Origin of the sequence: Shimia sp. Alg240-R146 (assembly GCF_947331465.1) — a bacterium.
In the GTDB taxonomy this organism is placed as follows: Bacteria; Pseudomonadota; Alphaproteobacteria; order Rhodobacterales; family Rhodobacteraceae; genus Shimia.
Genome location: NZ_CAMZOK010000002.1, coordinates 869,607 through 888,281 on the forward strand (window position 1 = coordinate 869,607; position 18,675 = coordinate 888,281).

At 56.7% G+C, this 18,675-nt stretch carries 18 protein-coding genes and 1 tRNA gene; 7 read left to right on the forward strand and 12 right to left on the reverse strand.

Annotation, left to right across the window (positions count from 1 at the left end):
* Positions 1 to 23 precede the first annotated feature (23 nt).
* From PG871_RS13460 to lptF, 3 genes are read right to left on the reverse strand one after another with little or no spacing between them, the layout of a single operon-like run.
* The gene (locus PG871_RS13460) at positions 24 to 2,201 is read right to left on the reverse strand and encodes an LPS-assembly protein LptD (protein ID WP_270730096.1); all 2,178 of its coding nucleotides are present in this window, start codon (positions 2,199 to 2,201) and stop codon (positions 24 to 26) included.
* The gene (gene lptG, locus PG871_RS13465) at positions 2,198 to 3,295 is read right to left on the reverse strand and encodes an LPS export ABC transporter permease LptG (RefSeq protein WP_270730098.1); all 1,098 of its coding nucleotides are present in this window, start codon (positions 3,293 to 3,295) and stop codon (positions 2,198 to 2,200) included. The genes PG871_RS13460 and lptG overlap by 4 nt, the downstream gene beginning before the upstream one ends.
* Positions 3,292 to 4,407: an LPS export ABC transporter permease LptF gene (lptF, locus tag PG871_RS13470; protein ID WP_270730101.1), complete on the reverse strand. Its 1,116-nt coding sequence runs from the start codon at positions 4,405 to 4,407 to the stop codon at positions 3,292 to 3,294. The genes lptG and lptF overlap by 4 nt, the downstream gene beginning before the upstream one ends.
* Positions 4,408 to 4,548: 141 nt before the next feature.
* On the opposite strand from lptF, the gene PG871_RS13475 reads away from it, so the two are divergent.
* From PG871_RS13475 to PG871_RS13490, 4 genes are all read left to right on the forward strand, one after another.
* On the forward strand, positions 4,549 to 6,018 hold the full coding sequence (locus tag PG871_RS13475) for a leucyl aminopeptidase (RefSeq protein WP_270730103.1): 1,470 nt from the start codon (positions 4,549 to 4,551) through the stop codon (positions 6,016 to 6,018).
* Positions 6,019 to 6,023: 5 nt separating this feature from the next.
* Positions 6,024 to 6,491, forward strand: a complete 468-nt coding sequence (locus tag PG871_RS13480) for a DNA polymerase III subunit chi (RefSeq protein WP_270730106.1) — start codon at positions 6,024 to 6,026, stop codon at positions 6,489 to 6,491.
* Between the two features lie 44 nt (positions 6,492 to 6,535).
* The gene (locus PG871_RS13485; RefSeq protein WP_270730109.1) at positions 6,536 to 7,117 is read left to right on the forward strand and encodes a hemerythrin domain-containing protein; all 582 of its coding nucleotides are present in this window, start codon (positions 6,536 to 6,538) and stop codon (positions 7,115 to 7,117) included.
* Positions 7,118 to 7,195: 78 nt separating this feature from the next.
* Positions 7,196 to 7,558, forward strand: a complete 363-nt coding sequence (locus PG871_RS13490) for a hypothetical protein (RefSeq protein ID WP_270730111.1) — start codon at positions 7,196 to 7,198, stop codon at positions 7,556 to 7,558.
* A gap of 133 nt (positions 7,559 to 7,691) precedes the next feature.
* Here the strand turns inward: PG871_RS13490 and PG871_RS13495 are convergent, their stop codons facing one another.
* From PG871_RS13495 to PG871_RS13505, 3 genes are read right to left on the reverse strand one after another with little or no spacing between them, the layout of a single operon-like run.
* A complete protein-coding gene (locus tag PG871_RS13495) occupies positions 7,692 to 8,273 on the reverse strand; it encodes a retropepsin-like aspartic protease family protein (protein WP_270730113.1) in 582 nt (193 codons plus the stop codon).
* Between the two features lie 53 nt (positions 8,274 to 8,326).
* On the reverse strand, positions 8,327 to 8,953 hold the full coding sequence (locus tag PG871_RS13500) for a MarC family protein (RefSeq protein ID WP_270730115.1): 627 nt from the start codon (positions 8,951 to 8,953) through the stop codon (positions 8,327 to 8,329).
* Between the two features lie 37 nt (positions 8,954 to 8,990).
* On the reverse strand, positions 8,991 to 10,844 hold the full coding sequence (locus PG871_RS13505; protein ID WP_270730117.1) for an ABC-F family ATP-binding cassette domain-containing protein: 1,854 nt from the start codon (positions 10,842 to 10,844) through the stop codon (positions 8,991 to 8,993).
* Positions 10,845 to 10,975: 131 nt separating this feature from the next.
* Here PG871_RS13505 and ndk point away from each other — a divergent pair, with 131 nt between their 5' ends.
* Positions 10,976 to 11,398 (forward strand): nucleoside-diphosphate kinase, encoded by a 423-nt coding sequence (gene ndk, locus PG871_RS13510; protein ID WP_270730118.1) that lies wholly within the window; start codon positions 10,976 to 10,978, stop codon positions 11,396 to 11,398.
* Positions 11,399 to 11,472: 74 nt separating this feature from the next.
* Here ndk and PG871_RS13515 read toward each other — a convergent pair whose 3' ends face one another.
* From PG871_RS13515 to purM, 4 genes are all read right to left on the reverse strand, one after another.
* On the reverse strand, positions 11,473 to 11,802 hold the full coding sequence (locus PG871_RS13515; RefSeq protein ID WP_270730120.1) for a TfoX/Sxy family DNA transformation protein: 330 nt from the start codon (positions 11,800 to 11,802) through the stop codon (positions 11,473 to 11,475).
* 334 nt (positions 11,803 to 12,136) lie between these two features.
* Positions 12,137 to 13,294 carry a ribonuclease D gene (rnd, locus tag PG871_RS13520; RefSeq protein ID WP_270730121.1) on the reverse strand — a complete coding sequence of 386 codons (1,158 nt, stop codon included), beginning with the start codon at positions 13,292 to 13,294 and terminating at the stop codon, positions 12,137 to 12,139.
* Positions 13,295 to 13,377: 83 nt separating this feature from the next.
* Positions 13,378 to 13,971, reverse strand: coding sequence for a phosphoribosylglycinamide formyltransferase (gene purN, locus PG871_RS13525; RefSeq protein ID WP_270730125.1), 594 nt, complete (start codon positions 13,969 to 13,971; stop codon positions 13,378 to 13,380).
* Positions 13,968 to 15,017 carry a phosphoribosylformylglycinamidine cyclo-ligase gene (gene purM / locus PG871_RS13530; protein ID WP_270730126.1) on the reverse strand — a complete coding sequence of 350 codons (1,050 nt, stop codon included), beginning with the start codon at positions 15,015 to 15,017 and terminating at the stop codon, positions 13,968 to 13,970. The genes purN and purM overlap by 4 nt, the downstream gene beginning before the upstream one ends.
* Positions 15,018 to 15,182: 165 nt before the next feature.
* On the opposite strand from purM, the gene PG871_RS13535 reads away from it, so the two are divergent.
* Both PG871_RS13535 and PG871_RS13540 read left to right on the forward strand, forming a co-directional pair.
* Positions 15,183 to 15,258 (forward strand) — tRNA-Ile (locus PG871_RS13535).
* A gap of 241 nt (positions 15,259 to 15,499) precedes the next feature.
* The gene (locus tag PG871_RS13540) at positions 15,500 to 16,537 is read left to right on the forward strand and encodes a zinc-dependent alcohol dehydrogenase family protein (protein WP_270730127.1); all 1,038 of its coding nucleotides are present in this window, start codon (positions 15,500 to 15,502) and stop codon (positions 16,535 to 16,537) included.
* Positions 16,538 to 16,576: 39 nt separating this feature from the next.
* Here the strand turns inward: PG871_RS13540 and PG871_RS13545 are convergent, their stop codons facing one another.
* Entirely contained in the window at positions 16,577 to 17,275 is a 699-nt protein-coding gene (locus PG871_RS13545; RefSeq protein ID WP_270730129.1) for a GGDEF domain-containing protein, read from the reverse strand.
* 82 nt (positions 17,276 to 17,357) lie between these two features.
* On the reverse strand, positions 17,358 to 18,662 hold the full coding sequence (locus PG871_RS13550; protein WP_270730131.1) for an ATP-binding protein: 1,305 nt from the start codon (positions 18,660 to 18,662) through the stop codon (positions 17,358 to 17,360).
* Between the last annotated feature and the right edge of the window lie 13 nt (positions 18,663 to 18,675).

Below are 18,675 nucleotides of genomic sequence, written 5' to 3' on the forward strand. Positions count from 1 at the left end.
ATCGTTGGGTCTTTCCTGTTTGATCATCCGCAGGTGCGGTCGTAGCTTTTGTCTTGGGCGTTCACCGAAAACCCGAGCAGGGCAACGGACAGGCCGATTTTCGTGTCCGATTGAACGGTAGAGGATGTTGAAAACTTGCGCGAGAGAGAAAGTTCAAGTTTCAGGCACTCATTGCGGTATTCCAGTCCGAGTCCGGCCTCTGCGGTGCGCCCGGCGCCCGCATCAAAGCGCCAGTCAAGCAGGCCGGTCCAGTGACGGCTTAGGCGGTAGCTGCTGTCAAGTACCCACTCTGACAGAACCTCACTGCGGTTTTCGGCGGCGTCTGCGTCCAGCCACACAAAACTTGCGTCAAGCCACAGGCGCTGGTTGGTCCAGCCAAGGCGGGCAGCGGCTTTGGAAAGACGCCCGTCAGTTCCAAGAAGAGTGCGTCCGGCGACAGACAATCCGTCGGGGTTTTGAAAGTGGCCCGCCAGCAAGAAATCCGAGGTTGAGCCGGACAGGCCAGAGGTGTCGGTGAAATCCGGGTCGGAGGTGTTGCGGTAAATCTGACCTATTGTGAAATTGGCGCGCCAGTCTTCTTGGGCGATGCGGGACCAGTTAAGACCCACAGCTGTGCGGAACCCGCGTTCACGACGGTCGTAGGAGGAAAACCGCGACAGCGACAGCAAATTGCCTTCGTCAAATTCGGTGCGTGTGCTTTCGTCATTGGCCACATCAAGCGTGTCGCCGCCGGTCCATGCGAGCTGGGCAACAGGTTCAAGCAGATAGGTAGCGCCGTCGGCCCCGACTTTGCTCATCGGATAACGGAAGTCTGCGGCAAGGGTCGGCGTCAGCGCATAGTCGTAGCTGGCATGTGTCGAGTCGTTGTAGGTTCTGAAGGCGTCAAAGGCGAGTTCCCCGGACACGGCGGTGCGCAACCCGTTGTCCAGCGTCCAGTTGCGCCGCCACAGCATGTCAGCGTTGGCACGCAGCACGTCACGTCCAGTCACATCGGTCTGTGCCTCGCGAAAATGGCCGTGAAACTGTGCCGTGGTCCTGAATTCGCCGCCGATGGACGTCGGAAAATAGCGCCGCTCGGTTTCTGCGACAGTTACGAGCGTTGGCAGGAACTGGTTGTCTTCGCCTTCGCGCAGTGACTGAAAGTGTAGCAAGGCAAAGCGGGTGTTCTCATCGCGTTTTGACCGGCGCACAGTGATGTTACTGTTTAGGCGATCATCGTCGGAATAATCGTAGTCGTTAAGGTAGCTGTCGTCTGATGTCGCTTTGAGATCGAAGCTGAACGTATAGTCGTTCGGCAAGTCGAACAGCCCTTCTGCGAAGAGATAGCTTCGCGTCGCGTTGGGTTTGACCTCGTCGTCGCTGACCGCGCCTTCCAAGCTGATCCGGCCGGTCTTGAATGCCTGTCGATAACGGAATTCCAGCGTGGTGGATTTGCTGGAGATGTAAGGAGTTAGAGTAAGGTCTTTGGAGCGCCCGATCGGAATGAAGTAGGGCATTTTCAACCCATAGCCCAACAGCGATGTGGAGTGGGCGGTGGGAATAAGAAAGCCCCGTGCGCGGTCCAGAGTCGGATCGGGCATCCGCAAATGTGGAAAGTAAAACACCGGTACGTCCCGAACGCGCAGGCTGGCGTGGTCAAAATAGACTTGGCGTTCTTCTTCGTCATGAACAACCCGCCGTGCCCGGATTTGCCATAGCGGGGGCTTGCCTGTTTCACAGACCCGACACGATGATACCGTTGTTTTTGTCAGTACATTGTAACGGTCATCGACCCGGTTGATTTGGGTCGCAGCCAACTGTGTGCGTTCGCTGAGAACCATGCGGGCGCTGCGCAAAAGCCCGTTGCGCAGATCTTTGTCGAGTTCGGCGTCTCTGGCGAGGATCACGACGTCTTCGCCCTGATAAATGCGGATCGGACCTTTGACCAAAACACGATCTTTGTCGGAGTCATAAATGATCTCGGTGGCAAGCATGCGCACATCATCGCCCAGAGCTTCGACATTGCCGCGTGCGATTAGCTGTTTGTCTGCGGTCACGAAGACGCTGTCGGCAACCAGAACGATGTTTTTTGGTTCTTCAATTTTCGGCTTTGGAAGCAGTTGCGCCGCTGCAGGGACCGCTAGGCTTGTCGCCATCACAACAAACGCCAGCAGGCGGAGCCGTCGGCGAGAGGAATCGTAGCAGCGGGCAGCAGTCTTCATCCGTCTTCCATATGCAAAAGTATGCCCGAGGCCAACAAAATGCTGGCGACAGGTGGTGCCCAGGCGGCGAGCAGAACTGGGATTTGGCCATTTTCCCCAAGAATTTGTGCGAAGTTGCGCACGAAATACAGGCTGAAACCAATGAGGATTGTCACGAGAACCGCGGTTCCGGTGTTGCCGAACCGCGTGTGGCGCATTGTAAAAGCTGAAGCGATCATCACCATAGCAACGAGAAACAGGGGTTGAGCCAATTCCATGTGCAGCCAGACAAGGTGCCGGCGTGCCGAGAACCCGGCGATTTGCAGTTCATTGATAAATTGCGGCAGGTCCCAGATTGAGATAGCCGACGGATTGCCGAACCGGTCGCGGATACGATCGGGTGTTAAACTGCTTTCCACGATCAAAAGGTCATGGGTGGTAGCATTGGCTTCGGCGTTTAGGCCGGGTTCGAGCGGCCATTCCTTGGCCGCCGTCAGTTCCCAAGCACCGTCAATCAGCTTGGCGGATAGAGCTTCAATGCGGCGCACCGGACCACTGTCGGGCGAGTAGACAACGATAGAGACGTTTTGAAAATAGGTGGCGTCCGGGTTGGTACGGGCGGCATGGATCACAGCTTGGCCATCGGCGTTGCCTTGGCGCAACCAGATACCCTCGCCTTCAAGAGACAGCGCGCTGCGGCTGCTCGCAAGGAGCTTTTCGGTCTTAATTCCATACAATGCGGATGTTGCCGCCACGATTGGATTAAGCGAGCCAATCGCCAAAAGCCCCAAAAGCAGAGCAACAATCATCGGAGAGATGACAGAAGTGATTGCCGATCGCCCTGAGGCGCGAACCACAACCAGTTCGGACGTGCGAGACAGGTTGATGAACAGCGCCACCGTGGCAAGGATCACGATAAGTGGCAGCAGCTCATATATGCCTTCCGGTGTCCGCAGAAGCGTCAGTTGTAACACTGTGTCAAAACCGACCTTCTCAACATCAAACCTGCGCAACTGCTCCATGAGGTCGACCAGCGCCATGATCATGAAGAGCAGGGCTGTTATGCCCATCAGGATCCACAAGAATTTTCGTGCAAAATAAAAGTGGACGGTCATGCTGGCACCGCTTTGTTGCGGAACGGGCCAGAAATCATGCGTAAAATACCCACAGAGAGTACGGCGCCCAATAAAGTAGGCAGATAGATCAGGGGCCAGAGTGACGCGTCTTTTCGCACGGGATCAACCACTGCCGCCTTTACCGCTTCTAAAAGTATCAGGATGGTAAAGGCGATCAGAATTTGGCGCCACATACCAAACCGGGAAAATCCGCCCATCAGCAAAACCGCAAATGAAATCACGGCAAAGACAATGCAGACCGAGGCCTGTGCAAACCTTGCATGCGCTTCGTATGTCACCTGACCCAACGAGCGACCGGTTCGCTGCATCACCGCGTCGGCGTTGGCAAGCAATTCAAAGGTACTGAGGTAATTGATGTCTTTTTGCCGCGTGTCAGATTTTTCTGTTAGGGCGCTAATATCATATGAGAAATCAGCGAAGTCGGTGGTTAGAAGCCGATCACTGGACGTGGTGTGTTGCTGGGCAAGACCATTGACCATCACCAGCTTGGCGCCTGAGGCGTCGTTGACCAGGTAGGCTTCGGCGGCGGTGTAGGTGGTGGTGTGTTCCGGTGATCGGCTGTCCGACAGGAACACGTCGCGCAACACACCATCAGCTGAAATTTCGCGGATATAAAAAGTCATGCCGGGGGTTGGATGCAGAAAAGTACCTTCGGTGAGCAACCGCGCGGCCACGTTTTCGGTGATTTCTTGTTGTCGTTTGGACAGCTCGGTCAGGCTGGCGGGTTCCAGAAAATGCGTGAGGATACTCATCATGAAACTCACGGCCACGCCAAAGACCAGAACGGGCTTGGTGAGTCGCCAGGGGCTGAAGCCTGTTGCCTGCATCACCGTAAGCTCACTTTCAGTGGAGAGCCGATTGGTCACATAGACCGTCGCAATGAACACCGCGACCGGCAGAACCGAGCGGATGACGTTTGGCAAGCTGAGAACCGTTAGGCTTAGGAAAACAGAGACATTCTGACCACTGGCGATCAGAGCGTCGAACAAGCCGACCGCATTATTGACCCAGTAGACCGACACCAGAACCAGTGCAAAAAAGCCAAACAGAGTCAGGAGCTGGGACAGGATATATCTGTCAAATCGGCTCACCGCTCAGAATCCCCCCAGTATTTTTCCCAAGTGTTTTGGCAGACATTAATGGAAATGGCAGGCGCTTAAAACTGATATCTGGTCAAGGTGATGATGTCGCGTTAGGCATGGACGGAAGCCGATTTCTATATGGAGAGTGTCGTGGTTGAAGTTCTGAAGTTCACTTTTGTCGAAACCGTGTTGGATGCGATTGGTCAAGCCGAAGGGCGGGTGGCGATTTTGGTGCCGATTGAAGGCAATCTTGGCCAGGAGGCGCGGCGAGTGAACCGGCTGACCAAAGGTGCTGTAGAGCGCATGCGTGAAGCCAAAGCCGAGACGGCCAAGCTTGGTGACGTGGTCAGTTTGGCTTGGCCTGCAGGCATGGCCGCAGAAGCCGTGGACATTGTGTTTTTGCCGCGTCAGTGCTCGATTGAGGAGGCCCGCAAGGCGGGCGCGGCGATGGCGAAGAAGCGTGGCGCGTCGGGCTTGCTTGCAGCGTTAGGCAACCACCCCAAGGCGGCGGAAATTGTCGCGGGGTTGGCGTTGCGCGACTATGGGTTTGATCAGCACAAAACAGCGGATGCGGCAGCTGACGCACGCGAAGTCACTGTGATGGTGTCCAAACCTGCCGAAGTGGAAACAGCTGCGGCGCCCCGTTTGGCCGTGGCAGAAGGTGTGTTTTTCACCCGCGATTTGGTAAACGAGCCCGCCAACGTTTTGACCACAACCGAGTTTGCCGACCGTTTGGTGGCGCTGAAGTCCTATGGCGTGGATGTCGAAGTTCTTGAAGAGGACAAGCTGGCGGAGCTTGGTATGGGCGCGCTTTTGTCCGTGGGCGAAGGCTCCGACAGTCCGTCCAAAGTTGTGGTGATGCACTGGAACGGCGCCGAAGACAGCAGCGCGCCGTTGGCGCTGGTTGGCAAAGGCGTGGTGTTTGACACCGGCGGGATCTCGTTGAAACCGGCCGCTGGCATGGAAGATATGACCATGGACATGGGTGGCGCGGGCGTCGTGGCCGGCGCAATGAAGGCGTTGGCGCTGCGTAAAGCCAAAGCCAACGTTGTTGGGCTGGTCGGTTTGGTCGAAAACATGCCATCGGGCAGCGCAACTCGTCCGGGTGATGTTGTGACCTCGATGAAAGGCGACACGATTGAGGTGATCAACACCGATGCCGAAGGCCGTTTGGTGCTGTGTGATGTGATGCATTACGCGCAGGAGCGGTTCAAACCTGCGGGCATGGTTGATCTGGCGACGTTGACTGGCGCGGTTATCATTGGCCTTGGTCATGAGAATGCGGGCGTGTTTTCCAACGATGACGCGTTCTGCAACGGGTTCTTGAAAGCGGCGGCGGCCGAAGGCGAAGGCGCGTGGCGGTTGCCGTTGGGCAAAGGCTATGCCGACCAGCTCAAAAGTCGGATTGCGGATGTCAAAAACGTCGGAGGCCGGCCAGCAGGTTCGATCACTGCGGCAGAATTTCTGAACCGCTTTGTTGACGAGGACATGCCTTGGATCCATTTGGACATCGCAGGCGTTGCCAGCGTGAAGGGCGACACCCCAATGGCGCCAAAGGGCGCGACGGGCTGGGGCGTGATGGCGTTGAGCCGGTTGGTTGCTGATAAGTTCGAGGTCTAAGTCTCTTGGGTGCCGCGTATTTTTACCACCTGACACAAGCGCCAGTCGATGTGACCCTGCCGCGCCTTTTGGAGAAGGCGCGCGGGGCTGGCTGGCGCATTGTGGTGCGTGGCACCAATTCCGAACGTATGGCCTGGCTGGATGAAAAGCTGTGGCAACAGGGGGACGCCAGTTTTCTGGCGCATGGTCTTGCAGGGGGGGCGCATGATGATTTGCAGCCGATCCTTTTGACAACCGAAGTGGACGCGCCAAATAAGGCGGCGTGCCTGATGTCAATTGACGGGGCGGTTGTGAGCCCGCAGGAAGTGCAGGCGTCAGAACGGGTGTGCATCTTGTTTGACGGCTATGATCAGGATGCGGTGGCCTATGCGCGCACGCAATGGAAGGCGCTGACGGACGCGGGGTGCGCGGCGCAGTATTGGTCCGAAGAGAGCGGTGCGTGGGAGAAGAAGGCAGAAAAGGAAGAGGGGTAGGGGCACCACCTTGACTCCACGTCCGTTTGGATTTTGCTGTCGGCATGACAGATTTTTCTTCTACGCCGCTTAAAGACCTTGATCTTGATGAAGATTCCCGACCAGAGGCGCCGCCGGTGCCGGAAGCGACGGATGCGCACCGCCGTCAGGGGCGGCAACTTGCGATGATCCATAGGCACTATCTGATGGAGATGGGGCAGGTCGGCGCGGTTCTGGCGCGGATCGCAGCAGGAGATGCGCCGCCGGAACATTTGCAGCGGATCGTATTGTCGCTGGAGATGGCGGAGAACTTTCGGGTGTTTGGGTCGTTGTGCGGGCGAGAATGCCAGATGCTGAAGATGCATCATGACATTGAGAGCGCGGAGATGTTTCCACGGATTGCGGCCGCCGGTGGTGGCAAGTTCCTTGAGGTTGTGGAGAAGCTGAAGGCCGAACACGAGGTGGTTCATGAATTGATCGTGCGGCTTGGGAAGGCTGGCGAGGATTTGGCGGCAGACCCGAGTGATACGAATTTCGCGGCGGCAGCGGAGACGTTCCGGAAGCTGGAGGCCGTCGTACGGTCGCATTTTCGGTATGAGGAAACCGAACTGGCAGAGGCAATCGGGTATTATCTGGGGGGGATTTGAGGAGCGCGCAGGTGCATTTATTGCACTCACTAAAAAGCACTTTAGGGTCGTGACCAATTTTTTGTTGAGGAAACCAATATGCGAATTTCAATTTCAGAAGCGACCCCAGACGAGCTGTTGGGGCTTCTAAGAATGGTTCATATTTCTAAATTTGCGCCCGATGAACAACCCTTTTTCCTTGGAAGCAGAGTTTTTAATGACGTTGCCATCGCCGCAGCAAAAAAACTTCTGGAGCTGGATTCCGGGTATGAGTATGACGTCAGCTTCTCATGTGACATGCTTACGGACTATATGACCCAGATAATGGTGGAACAGGCCTTGCGGCAGTTTTCCAACCAATTCATTGTTTCCGATGAGCAACTTAAAAAAGCGTTTTGCAGTTATGCTGTGCCGACCGTTTTGTCTGAAAAGCAGATCGCAATCAGACTGACCTTTCCTTGATCTGTTTCCTTGGAAAATTTCTGATTTAGGTTCGAATGGTTCTGAGAGAGCACGAGCAGCACTCGAGCCAAATCGAAGATTTGGCTAGCGCCCGAACCGACCCCACGGGGCGGGCGCTGGTTCGCTAGTATCTCTAGCGCGTCAAAATCAGTTTGTTCCCTGCGATTGTGATCTGCGAATAGCGGCTCAGATAAGTCATTCCCAAGAGCGAGCCACGCATCTCTCCACCGTTGACACTGGCGGGCACATTGCGGTCGGAGAATCCGCCGAAAGAAACCTCATCGAGGCGTACGTGGGCGGTTTTGACCTCGCCATTGGCGGTCATGGCGCGGCCGAAGTAGGGAAGGTTGTCGGGATCAAGTCCGACGCGGGCGGCATCCTGTTTGGATAGAACAAGATCGCTGGCGCCGGTATCGACAATGAAATCCACTGAGGCGCCGTTGATGTCCAGCGTCGCGCGGAAGTGGCCGTCGGGACCGCGGGGCAACTCGATACGGCCTTCGTCTGTAAGGACGGTCTGCATGGGGCGCACGGTGGAGCGTATGTCTTCCCAAAGCCCGAAGGCCAGGATCGCGCCGAGAAAAATGAGCCCCCAGATCGCGGCATGTTGAAGCGTTTTGTTCAGGTTCAGGCGGCCTCTGCCCAAGGAGAAGTATCCGATCAACAGAAGTAGTAAGACCAGATAGACTAGGTTTCCAATGTCGATGTCGGTCATATGTCCTCCTGTGGGACGATATATGTGTCAGATATCATGTCGGAAAGAGAGGCTTAGCCCATCAGGCCCACGTCGCGCAGCCCATCAAGGATAAACTGCACAGACAGCGCGGCAAGCAGCATGCCAAAAAGGCGGGTTACGACGTTGATGCCGGTGCGGCCAAGCAAGCGTTCCACGACACCTGCGGTAAGGAAGAGCATCAGAAGCAGCAAGATCACAGAGAATGCGACGCCAAGCATCATCAACTTGTCTTCGATTTCACTATATTGGCCGGTCAAAAGGATGATGGTGGTGATCGCGCCCGGACCGGAGATCAGGGGCAGGGCCAGTGGAAAGACCGAGGGGTCCTGATAGTCCTCTTCTTCGGCCTCTTCGGCCTGTCCTTCGCGGCGTTTGGTGCGGCGCTCAAACAACATGTCAAATGCGGTGATAAACAGCAGCAAACCACCAGCAATGCGGAAGGCGGGCATAGAAATGCCAATGAACCCCAGCACGGTTTCGCCGAGAAACGCAAAGATACATAACAAGATTGAGGCGATCACGCAGGCGCGAATGGCGATCTTGCGCCGTTCAATTTTGGGGATGCCTTGCGTCTGCGAGATGAAGATCGGCAACAGCCCGATAGGGTCGATAATCACGAAGAGCGTGACAAACGCCGAAATGAGCGCGGTGCTTTCCATAAATATCCCTGTCGCGATTCTGAGGTCAGGCTAACAGTCAGCCTCCGGCGCGTTCAAGCTTTTCCAGTGCTTTCATCCAAAGATCTTCGGCACGGTCCTGTGCATCACGGACTTCGCCGTATTTTTTCTGCCAGACCTCCATCTCGCCAAGCTTGCTGTCCTCATAAAGCGCCGGATCGGCAAGCTTTTTGGCCAGCTTGTCCGCCATGTCGTTGAGTTTCTCAACGCGCTGTTCGGATTTTCGCACTTCGGCGCGCAAGGCGAGGATGTCGTCGCGGCTGGCTTTCTTCGGCGCGGGTTTGGCCTTGGCTTTGGATTTGCCGATTGGCTTGTCCGATGTCAGCAGCAGTTTGCGATAGGCTTGTAGGTCTTCGTCGTAGGGCTTGACGGTGCCGTCTTTGACCAGCCACAGACGATCCGCGACGAGCGTCAGCAGGTGCATGTCGTGGCTCACCAGAATGACGGCACCGGTATAGGCGGTGAGCGCCTCAACCAGCGCTTCGCGGCTTTCGATGTCGAGGTGGTTGGTTGGTTCGTCAAGGATCAGGAGATGCGGCGCATCCAGCGTGGCGAGCAGGAGCGACAAACGAGCTTTTTGACCGCCCGAAAGACGACCAACTTCGGTTTCGGCTTGGGCTGCGCCGAGGCCAAATCCGGCCAGACGGGCGCGCAGGCGGGCCTGACCTTCGGCGGGACGTTCGCGCATCAGGTGTTGGATCGGGGTTTCATCGACATAAAGCTCGTCGACTTGGTGCTGCGCAAAAAAGCCGATGCGCAGCTTGGATGAAGTAACAAACTTCCCACCCATCGGATCCAGTCTGGCGGAGAGCAGCTTGGCTAGGGTCGACTTGCCCTGACCGTTTTTGCCCAACAGCGCGATGCGGTCGTCTTGGTCGATGCGCAGGTCGAGGTTCTTTAGCACCACAGTGTCGCCGTACCCAGTGGAGCCGCCTTCGATCGAGATGATCGGCGGCGAAAGCTCTTCCGGTGTGGGGAAGGTGAACACAACGCGCGCCGCGTCTTCGGGTGCGGTGATAGGAGTCATCTTCTCAAGCATTTTCACGCGGCTTTGCGCCTGTTTGGCTTTGGAAGCCTTGGCCTTGAAGCGGTCGACAAAGGCCTGCAGGTGTTCACGCTGTGCGGCTTGTTTCTTGGCCGCTGCTGCCTGTACCGCGCGCTGTTCGGCGCGTTGTTTGGCGAATTGATCGTAGGGGCCGGTGTAATATGTCAGCTTGCGTTCATCCAAATGCAAGATCGCGCCAACAGAGCGGTTTAGCAGTTCGCGGTCGTGGGAGATGATCAGGACCGTATGCGGGTATTTGACCAGATAGTTTTCCAGCCACAGAGCGCCCTCGAGGTCGAGGTAGTTGGTCGGCTCGTCGAGCAGCAGGTAATCAGGTTGCGAGAACAACACCGCAGCAAGGGCCACACGCATGCGCCATCCGCCGGAGAAGGCAGAGCAGGGCATCAGCTGTTCCTGGTGATCAAACCCAAGGCCTTTGAGGATCGATCCGGCGCGGGCTTCGGCGCTCCATGCGTCGATGTCTGTCAAACGCGTCTGGATTTCCGCTATGCGGCCCGGATCGGTGGCTGTTTCAGATTCGGCCAAGAGGTTGGCGCGTTCGGTGTCAGCAGCCAGAACCGTGTTGATCAGAGAGACCTCGTTGGACGGCACTTCCTGCGCGACGCCGCCAATGCGGGCGCGCTGGGGTAGGGTGATCGTGCCGCCTTCCAGTGCCAATTCGCCACGGATCAGGCGGAAGAGCGTGGTTTTTCCGGCGCCGTTGCGCCCGATCAGACCAACTTTGTGGCCTGGCGGAATCGTCGCCGAGGCGTCCTCAAACAGGGGGCGGCCTTCGACGGAATAGGAGATGTCTGAAATCTTGAGCATGGGCGCGGTGTGACCCATGCGGGGCGCGGCGTCAATCACTGCTTTTCAAGTTGGATTTCGCATGGTATCGGGGCGCCAATTTGGAACTGGAAGCGGGCAGGGTGTCCGCACCGCAATTAGGAGAACTAGACATGGCTCTGGAACGCACCTTCTCGATCATCAAACCCGACGCCACACGCCGCAACTTGACAGGCGCAATCAACGCCAAGTTCGAAGCCGCTGGCCTGCGCGTTGTTGCACAGAAGCGTATTCACCTGACCAAAGCGCAAGCTGGCGTGTTCTACGCTGTGCACGCTGAGCGTCCTTTCTATGACGAACTGTGCGAATTCATGGCGTCCGAGCCAATCGTCGCTCAGGTTCTCGAAGGTGAAGGCGCCATCGCGAAAAACCGCGAAGTCATGGGCGCAACCAACCCAGCAGACGCAGCCGCCGGCACCATCCGCGCCGAGTTCGCAGAATCTGTTGGCGAAAACTCCGTACACGGGTCCGACGCACCGGAAACTGCGGCAGTTGAGATCGCATACTTCTTCTCCGGCCTGGAGCTGGTGGGCTAAGTCAGCCTTATACCAGACGGTGAGAATTGAGACGCGGGAGGGCAACCTCTCGCGTTTTTCTTTTTGGGGAGAGCTTAGCGTTTTTCGATGACGCCGATCATATCAAGGGCCGCTTCGAGGTCGGAGCGGCCTTTGTCGTGGGAGGACGCTTTGATAGCGTCAAAGCGTTTGCGCAGAGCGTCTTTCTCTTTGCCTTTGCAGTCGTTCCACGGGCGGCCCTGAAGCCCCATCACCAAAACGTAATAGCCGATGAAATGCGGGCGTGTGCCGGTCTTAAGAAGGCGCGCATAAGTTTCGTCCGGGCCAAGGTCGCGGACTTCCTCCGCCGTGGAAATACCGGCGCGGGCGCAGGCCTGCTCGTAGGCGGGGCCGAGGTTGCGGATGGACGAGATGGGCGTGCTCATGTCGGCAGCTTAGTCCGCTGCCAGAGGAGCGCAACCGTCCAAGCGGGGATCAAATTAGATCGACGCCCAATCGGTGAATATTTGTTTTGGGTGTTCCGGCTTGGGTTGAGATTTGTTCTCAGGTTTGGCCGTCGGCGCGGGCTTTTGGCCCTCGGGTGTGTTCACGTATGGCATAAAACTGCTCCAATCTGCTTTGGGTCTATTGCCCGGTGACGCCTTCTGGCGCCTTTGATTGGATAAGCATTGCACGACTTTTTGCCGGACGGGTGCCGGAAATAGGGTCATTTCGTGCCAAGCAGAAAAATTGTGGTGACAGCGCAACAGGTTAGCGCTGTCAGAGCGCGACGATTTTGACCTGAGCACCCTTTGCGGCAAGAGCAATTTCACCGTCACAGAGCCTGAGAGCGTCGTCGCCAAAGACTTCGCGGCGCCAGCCCGAAAGCGCAGCCACATCACGTTGACCACCTGCGAGAGCATCCAAATCCGAAGCGGTGGCGATCAGTTTCGGGGCCACGCCGGAGGTTTCAGTTTTGGCTTTCAGCAAGACGCGCAAGAGGTCCGCCAAAGCTGGATTGACCTGCAGTTTGTCGTCTTTGCGTGGCACACGGGGCATGTCGTCCGGCGGGCAGGCCTCACCTGAAGCAATGGCTTTTAGAATGCCGTCTGCGATGTCACCCTTGCGGGCTTCGCGCAGAAGAAGACGTGATTTTCCAAGGTCGCCGTGGTTGCGTGGTTTGGTGGAGGCGAGCTCTACGAGCGCGTCATCCTTGAAGACGCGATTGCGCGGGACGTTGCGGTTTTGTGCATAACCTTCACGAAACTTGGCGAGCTCACGGACGATGGCGAGGAACTTGGGTGACGTGGTGCGTGTTTTGACGCGTTTCCACGCGTTTTCCGGCTCGATGATATACGTGCCAGGATATGTCAGAATGCCAATTTCCTCTTGAACCCAATGGGTTCTGTCGGTTTTCTCAAGTTGAGCGGCAAGAAATTCATAAATCTTGCGAAGGTGGGTCACATCCGCCAGCGCATAGGATTTTTGCGCGTCGGTGAGTGGGCGGCGGGACCAATCGGTAAACCGTGAGCTTTTGTCGACGCCGGTTTTGGCAATGCGACGAACAAGCGTTTCGTAGCCCACTTGTTCGCCAAAACCACAGACCATTGCGGCAACTTGCGTGTCAAACAACGGGTCCGGAAAGACGCCTGCCTCTACAAAGAAGATTTCAAGGTCCTGACGTGCGGCGTGGAAGACTTTGACCACCGATGTGTCGCGAAACAGTTCATAGAGGGGTTCCAGCGAAAGACCTTGTGCCAACGGATCGACCAGAACCGCGTTGTCGTCGGTGTCGCCCGGCATGGCGAGCTGCACCAGACAGAGTTTGGAGTAGTAGGTCCGCTCGCGCAAAAACTCTGTGTCGATGGTCACATAAGGGTGCTCGCGCGCCTCTTTGCAGAATTGGGCGAGGTCTTCCGTCGTGGTCAGGGTTTTCATATGCGGCTGTCTTCTTGCTCTGGTCTTTTCTGGTTGTTCACAAGCACTACGCAGAAAAGCCAAAGAATGCAATTCCGGCCGGCTTAGAGGTCAACCCGAGTGGTGTCGCCGGCTGCAAAGCGCCGGAGACAGGCGGGGTAAAGGCGGTGTTCTTGCGTCAATACTCTTGCTGCAAGCGTGTCGGGAGTGTCGCCCTGTTGTACGTGAATGCGTGCCTGACCCAAAATCGGGCCGTCGTCCAAAAGCGGCGTCACCATGTGCACGGTGCAGCCGTGCTCAGCATCGCCGGCCTCGAGCGCGCGGGCGTGTGTGTGCAGGCCTTTGTATTTGGGCAGCAGAGAGGGATGGATGTTGAGCATCTTGCCTTCCCAAGGGGCGACGAATCTTTCTGTCAAAACCCGCATGAACCCGGCAAGACACAGGATGTCGGGGTTTACTTGATCCAGTTCCGCCTGAAGTGCGGCTTCAAATGCGAGGCGGTCGCCTTTGAAGGGACGGTGGTCGACCGAGACCACGGGAACGCCCATGGACTCAGCCTTGGCAAGGCCTCCTGCGTCAGCCGAGTTGGCCAACACCAGTACGGGTTCTGCAGGGTGGTTGGGGTCTGCCATGTCCTCGACAAGGCGCACCATGTTGGAGCCCCCGCCGGAAATGAAAATGGCGACGCGTTTTTTCACAGCAGGCTGCCGGTGTAGGCGACACCTTCGGTCGCCACAACTGTGCCGAGGCGAGTGACGGTTTCACCTTCGTCGGTCAGAAGTTGTGTTAGCGCGTCTGCTTGGTCAGCCTCTACCGACAGGATCATGCCCATGCCGGAGTTGAAGGTTTTGAGAATTTCGGCCTGGTCCATGCCGCCGGTTTTGGCGAGCCACTGAAAGACCGGAGGCAAGGTCCAGCTGTCGAGATCGATTTCCGCGCCAAGGCCTTCTGGCAAGACGCGGGGCAGGTTTTCAGTCAGACCGCCGCCTGTGATGTGAGCCAAAGCGTGCACGCCGCCAGCGCGCACCGCAGCAAGGGCCTGTTTCACATAAAGGCGTGTCGGTGTCAGCAGCGCCGCGCCAAGGGTTTGGCTGTCATCCCAAGGGCAGGTGTCGTCCCATTTGAGACCGGAGACTTCGACGAGTTTGCGCACGAGGCTATAGCCGTTGGAGTGCACGCCGTTAGACGCGAGACCCAGCAGTACGTCGCCTTCTTTGACACCAGCGGGCAGATCGGCACCGCGCTCCATTGCGCCAACAGAGAAACCCGCGAGGTCGAAATCGCCAGCTTCGTACATGCCGGGCATTTCAGCGGTTTCGCCGCCGATCAACGCGCAGCCGGATTGAAAACAGCCTTCGGCAATGCCTTCGATGATGCGTGCGGCAGTGTCGGTGTCGAGTTTTCCGGTGGCAAAGTAGTCGAGGAAAAACAGAGGTTCGGCACCCTGACAAACCAGATCGTTTACGCACATGGCAACGAGATCGATGCCAACACCGTCAACGTTGCCGGTGTCGATTGCGATGCGCAGCTTGGTGCCGACGCCGTCAGTGGCAGCAACCAGAATGGGGTCGATGTAACCGGCGTCCTTAAGATCAAAGAGCGCGCCAAAGCCGCCCAGACCAGCCATAACACCGGAGCGTTTTGTGCGTTTGGCCGCCGGTTTGATGCGTTCCACCAGAGCGTTGCCTGCGTCGATGTCCACGCCCGCGTCTGCGTAGGTAATGCCGTTTTTGCCGTCGCTCATATCTGTGATCCTTGCCGGGTGCCGTTGGCGCATTGCCTTACTGCATCATTGCCACAAAGGGAACCGTTCGTTTTGACGCTTGAGGTTACGGGTTACCCCAGAAGAAATGGCAAGGAATGACCCCTTGACGCTGCTGGGTGGCTTGCCTAATCACTGAAGGCAGGCGGGCCTGTAGCTCAACGGTTAGAGCAGAGCGCTCATAACGCTTTGGTTGGGGGTTCAAATCCCTCCGGGCCTACCATCAAATCAACGACTTGGTTGGTGTTGCACGCCGTTCATAAAACTTCGCGGAACCCGCATGGATAGGTGTCTGGATTTCATCTCGGCCATGGTGTCCACTTTTGTTGGCAGTCTGTTTGTTTGGATCAAGAGCTGGGGCGCGCGAGTTGAAAAATCGCCTTGCCACGGCAAGATTACCAAGGCGTTTTGGCTAAAACACTTTAAGCTCTCCCTCAAATACCTTTGTATGGAAAGTCTCTCGCATGAAAGCCGTCCTGTTCGAAAAATTCCAAGAAGCTCCCAAGCTTACGACCGTGAATGACCCAATGCCCGAGCCGCATGGTGTTGTGTTGAAGGTTGAGGCAACCGGGGTGTGTCGCAGCGATTGGCATGGCTGGATGGGACACGATAGCGACATTGATTTGCCGCACATTCCAGGCCACGAGCTTGCCGGGGTTGTGCAAGCCGTTGGCAAGGACGTCAGCAATTGGAAGGTGGGCGATCGGGTGACCGTTCCCTTTATTTGTGGGTGCGGGACCTGTTCGGAATGTCATGCAGGACATCAGCAAGTGTGTTTGCACCAAGAGCAGCCCGGTTTTACCCATTGGGGATCATTTGCCGAATACGTTGGTATCCATCAGGCTGATTTGAATGTTGTCGCTCTGCCAGAAGATATGGATTTCGCCACTGCCGCCAGCCTCGGTTGCCGGTTTGCCACGTCGTTTCGCGCGGTGGTCGACCAAGGCAAAGTGTCGGCTGGTCAATGGGTGGCGGTGCATGGGTGCGGTGGTGTTGGGCTTTCAGCGGTTATGATCGCGAATGCCGTGGGCGCGAATGTGATTGGTGTTGATCTGGATCCGGCCAAACTGAAACTGGCCAAAGAGTTGGGGGCGGTGGCCGTGATCAATGGTGCAGAGGCCGACGTGCCGGACGCGATCCGTGAGATCACAAGGGGTGGGGCGCATGTGTCGCTGGATGCATTGGGACATTCGGTGACGATGACAAACTCAATCCTGTGCCTGCGCCCAAGAGGGAAACACATTCAAGTGGGGCTTATGCTTGGCGATCAAGCAGCGCCGGCCGTACCGATGCCCAAGATTGTAGGACAAGAAATCGAGTTGCTCGGATCACATGGCATGCAAGCGCATCGATATGGCGCGATGCTGGATATGGTGGCGAGCGGAAAGCTTGACCCCGCCCGACTGGTCGGCAACAAGATCAGCCTCGCAGACGCGCCGGATGCGTTGATGAATATGGACAAATTTCAATCCGTCGGGGCCACTGTCATCACTAGATTTTGAATGACAACCAAGGTCGCGAACTGGGGTTTGGATGTGTGATCAAGCAGCCAGTTCAACCCTGTCGCGACCGTTTCCCTTGGCCTCATAAAGTGCAATGTCTGCGGCTTGCAAAACATCGTTTGCATCTTGAGACCCGTGTCGGGCCGCGACGCCGATGCTGATAGTGATCGGAACGTGACGGCCATCAAAAACGAGATTGGCTTGCGCCACGGCCTGCCGCATGCGTTCTGCTGCGTTTAGGCCATGTTCCTGCGACGCACCGATCATCACCACAGCAAACTCTTCGCCGCCAAAACGGGACACAACGTCTCCGTCGCGGCAGTTTTCGGCGAGGCAATTGGCCACGTAAGTGATCACCTGGTCGCCTGCGAAATGTCCGTATGTGTCGTTTATGCGTTTAAAATGATCGATGTCGACCATCAGCATCACGGCCGGTTGTGTGCGGCCAATTGACCCGAGTTGTCCGACAAGAAACTGGCGATTGTAAATGCCGGTGAGGTGATCGCGCTGTGATGCCTGCCGTAACTCTTCGGTTATGTGATGCAATCGGAGCATTAGCGTTCCAAACACCCATGCGCCCGTCGGTGCAAGCACTGCCGGACACAGCAGTGCAGTGATCAGAAGCTTCGGTTCTTGAGGCACTCCGGCAATCGGGAAACAAATTATGTAGCTGAGCGCAACGCAAAACGCTGTCCAGAGAACGGTGGTTAAGTAAAGGTGTTGGCGTGTCTTGATCATCCCGTGGTCCCCGTTGGTGCTGGGGATGTCTAGCGCGACAATCTCTAAGATTTCTTAACCGAGGAGGTAGGACAAATGGGTCTCAAAGGCCAAAAACCAAATCGGCGCGCAACCCCCCCAAGCGCTCGCTTTCGCCAAGCCGAAGCACACCGCCATGCGCGCGCGCCACATCAGCCGCAATCGATAGGCCAAGCCCCACGCCGGGGCCTTTGTTTTGGTTGCGGGCAGGCTCAAGCCGGGCGAAGGGCTTGATCGCTTCTTCGCGGTCTTGAGATGGGATGCCGGGGCCGTCGTCCTCGACACGGATGCGCACGGATTTGTCGGTTATGCGTACCGACACCTCGGCCTGATTTCCATATCGCACAGCGTTGCCGATCAGGTTTTCCACCGCTCGGCGCACCGTGCCTGTGCTGAAGGATATGTCGCCTTCGCCTTTGATTTTATGAAGTTTAACGTTTTGACCCGCGCGGGCGCATCCATCAACAATGTCCTGCACAAAATCGGCGGCGTTTACTTTGGTGCGCTGATCCTCGTAGTCGCTGCGGGCGTAATCCAGAAAGGCGTCGATCATGCGCTGCATTTCCTCGACGTCTTTCTCAAGATCCGCGCGGTCCTCGTCATCGATCATCGACAGGCCGAGTTTGAGGCGGGTCAGCGGCGTGCGCAAATCATGGCTGATACCCGACAACATCAGAGTGCGCTGTTCAAAAAAGCGCTCAATGCGGTTTCGCATGTCCAGAAACGCGCTTCCGGCGGCGCGCACTTCGACCGCGCCGCCGGGGCTGTAGGGCACGGTGCGTCCGCGTCCAAAGGCTTCTGCGGCGACAGCGAGGCGTTTGATGGGGCGCAATTGATTGCGCATATAGAGATAGGCGACAATCGTGAGGATAATGCCAAAAAAAACCATGCTCACAATCAGCTGGTGTGAATTGGAGGCCGAGGCCCGCCGTCTTTCAAACTCGAGACCAATAGGGCGCACTTTGGTTTGAAGAAACAGACGCACAGTCTTGTCATCAGCCAATTGAACGGCCTGCAGTTCCGGTAGCTGTTCCCGTAAGACGCGCATAATAACGAGACCGGAAAAATCGTACCACAAACGGCTGTCTTCGACGTCGAGATTTTTGGGCGTCGTGAGTGTCATTTCTAGCCCGTCGAGCACGGAAGACACAACTTTGGCCTCCATAGCCGGATCTTCGACGAGGTCGATAATCAGCTGTACTTCGCGCGCGGCGGCGAAGGTCATCTGGTTGGTAACGCCTTCAAAGTGTCGGCGCACGAGCTGAAAGGAGACTACCACCTGCAGCAGAAACACCGGTAAAACGATGATCAGTGCCGCACGGGCATAGATGCCACGAGGCATATAGCGTTTGAGCCATTTGAAAAACATGCCTAAACCTTGC